This is a genomic window from Sphingobium sp. D43FB, from assembly GCF_002312805.1.
Taxonomy (GTDB): domain Bacteria; phylum Pseudomonadota; class Alphaproteobacteria; order Sphingomonadales; family Sphingomonadaceae; genus Sphingobium.
The window spans coordinates 1-2,949 of the sequence record NZ_NMUA01000091.1; the positions used below are offsets into that span (position 1 = coordinate 1).

The following is a 2,949-nucleotide window of genomic DNA, read 5'->3' on the forward strand; positions in this document are numbered from 1 at the left end:
GTGAATGGGTTTTTGCTGATTTTGCGCGAGCTTCAATGCCTGGCGACGCCCTACTCTTCCAGTGCTTGAGCAATAGTACCATCGGCGCAGACTGGTTTCACGGCCGAGTTCGGGATGGGATCGGGTGGGTCACAGACGCTATGGTCACCAAGCAATGAAGCTGGCGCAAAATCAGGGTTTATAATCGATACCGTGCACGGTGTTTTGTGTGTGTGATATTCTGGCTGGCCTAAGAACCACGCCATCGTTTCAAGCTGCCTGTTGCCAGTGCTGTCATTGATGGTGGGACTCTGCGGTTCACAAGTGAACCGTTTAAGCGCGAACAGAGCAATTAGGACTGGTTAGCTTCATGGATTACTCCACTTCCACATCCAGCCTATCAACGTCGTGGTCTACGACGGCTCGATGAAATCTTATCTCGAGGGAGGCTTCCCGCTTAGATGCTTTCAGCGGTTATCCCGTCCATACATAGCTACCCAGCTGCGCTCCTGGCGGAACGACTGGTACACCAGAGGTATGTTCAACCCGGTCCTCTCGTACTAGGGTCAACTCCTCTCAAATTTCGACGCCCACGGCAGATAGGGACCAAACTGTCTCGCGACGTTCTGAACCCAGCTCACGTACCACTTTAATTGGCGAACAGCCAAACCCTTGGGACCTGCTCCAGCCCCAGGATGTGATGAGCCGACATCGAGGTGCCAAACGATTCCGTCGATATGAGCTCTTGGGAATCATCAGCCTGTTATCCCCGGCGTACCTTTTATCCGTTGAGCGATGGCCCTTCCACGAGGGACCACCGGATCACTATGACCGACTTTCGTCTCTGCTCGACTTGTCAGTCTCGCAGTCAGGCGGGCTTATGCCATTGCACTCTAACAGACGGTTTCCAACCGTCCTGAGCCCACCATCGCGCGCCTCCGTTACTCTTTAGGAGGCGACCGCCCCAGTCAAACTACCCACCACAGAGGGTCCCTGTACCGGATAACGGTACGAGGTTAGACATCAGAAAACAGCAGGGTGGTATTTCACCTATGGCTCCACATCAACTGGCGTCGATGCTTCAAAGCCTCCCACCTATGCTACACAGCTCTTTCCTAATGCCACTCTGAAGTTGCAGTAAAGGTGCACGGGGTCTTTCCGTCTAACCGCGGGTACTCCGCATCTTCACGGAGAATTCAATTTCGCTGAGCATATCCTGGAGACAGTGGGGAAGTCGTTACGCCATTCGTGCAGGTCGGAACTTACCCGACAAGGAATTTCGCTACCTTAGGACCGTTATAGTTACGGCCGCCGTTTACCTGGGCTTCAATTCAGTGCTTGCACACCTCCTCTTAACCTTCAGGCACCGGGCAGGCGTCAGGCCCTATACGTCGTCTTGAAGCCGACTTAGCAGAGCCCTGTGTTTTTGCTAAACAGTCGCTACCCCCTGGCCTGTGCCCCCCATAAGAGCTTGCGCTTATATGGGGCCTCCTTCTTCCGAAGGTACGGAGGCAATTTGCCGAGTTCCTTCAGGATACTTCTCTCAAACGCCTTGGTATACTCTACCATTCCACCTGTGTCGGTTTAGGGTACGGTCTATACGGAGGGGCTATTTCCTGGGACGATTTCCCAGCCTGGAGCAATCCAATAAGCCCAGACCAGTTACACCATCCGTCACACACCTCCAGGCCCACGAATATTAACGTGGTTCCCATCGACTACCCCCTTCGGGCTCGTCTTAGGGGCCGGCTTACCCTGCTCAGATTAGCTTTAAGCAGGAACCCTTGGAATTTCGGCGACAGTGCATCTCACACTGTTAATCGCTACTCATGTCTGCATTCGCACTTCCGATACCTCCACGACCCATTACCAGATCGCTTCAACGGCCTACGGAACGCTCCGCTACCGCGTGATCGTAAACGATCACACCCTAAGCTTCGGTGCATCACTTTAGCCCCGTTACATCTTCGCCGCAGGATCTCTTATTTAGACCAGTGAGCTGTTACGCTTTCTTTAAAGGATGGCTGCTTCTAAGCCAACCTCCTGGTTGTTTTGGAAATCCCACATGCTTTCCCACTTAGTGATGACTTGGGGACCTTAGCTGTAGGTTAGGGCTGTTTCCCTTTTGACGACGGACCTTAGCACCCGCCGTCTGTCTGCCGGACTAGACTCGTTGGTATTCGGAGTTTGGTTAGTGTTGGTAGATCTCGCGACCCCCGCAACCATCCAGTGCTCTACCCCCAACGGCAATCATCCGACGCTCTACCTCAATAGATTTCGCGGAGAACCAGCTATTTCCCGGCTTGATTGGCCTTTCACCCCTAAGCACAACTCATCCGACAATTTTTCAACATTGAACGGTTCGGTCCTCCAGTGCGTGTTACCGCACCTTCAACCTGGTCATGCATAGATCGCCGGGTTTCGGGTCTAATGCATCAAACTGAAGTCGCCCTATTCAGACTCGCTTTCGCTGCGCCTACACCTAACGGCTTAAGCTTGCTTGATACACTAAGTCACAGACCCATTATGCAAGAGGTACGCGGTCAGGTCTCAAGGACCCTCCCACTGCTTGTAGGCATCCGGTTTCAGGTACTGTTTCACTCCCCTCATCGGGGTGCTTTTCACCTTTCCCTCACGGTACTGGTTCACTATCGGTCATGTACGAGTATTTAGGCTTGGAGGGTGGTCCCCCCATGTTCAGACAGAGTTTCACGTGCTCCGCCCTACTCGAGTCCTGATGCTTTGCTTTCACATACGGGGCTGTCACCCGCTATGGCGTGCCTTTCCAGACACTTCTGTTAACTAAGCACCAGGCACTGGCCTGGTCCGCGTTCGCTCGCCACTACTAACGGAATCTCGGTTGATGTCTTTTCCTCCGGGTACTGAGATGTTTCAGTTCTCCGGGTTCGCCTCACCAAAGCCTATTTTATTCAGCTTAGTGATACCTCTCCCATTTAACACGGGGCCAGC

General features: G+C 53.2%; 2 rRNA genes. Both read right to left on the reverse strand.

From position 1 onward, the window contains the following. Positions 1-37: 37 nt before the first annotated feature. Positions 38-152: ribosomal RNA gene (gene rrf, locus SxD43FB_RS23155) — 5S ribosomal RNA — on the reverse strand. Between the two features lie 160 nt (positions 153-312). Then, positions 313-2,949: ribosomal RNA gene (locus tag SxD43FB_RS23160) — 23S ribosomal RNA — on the reverse strand; the annotation flags it as partial.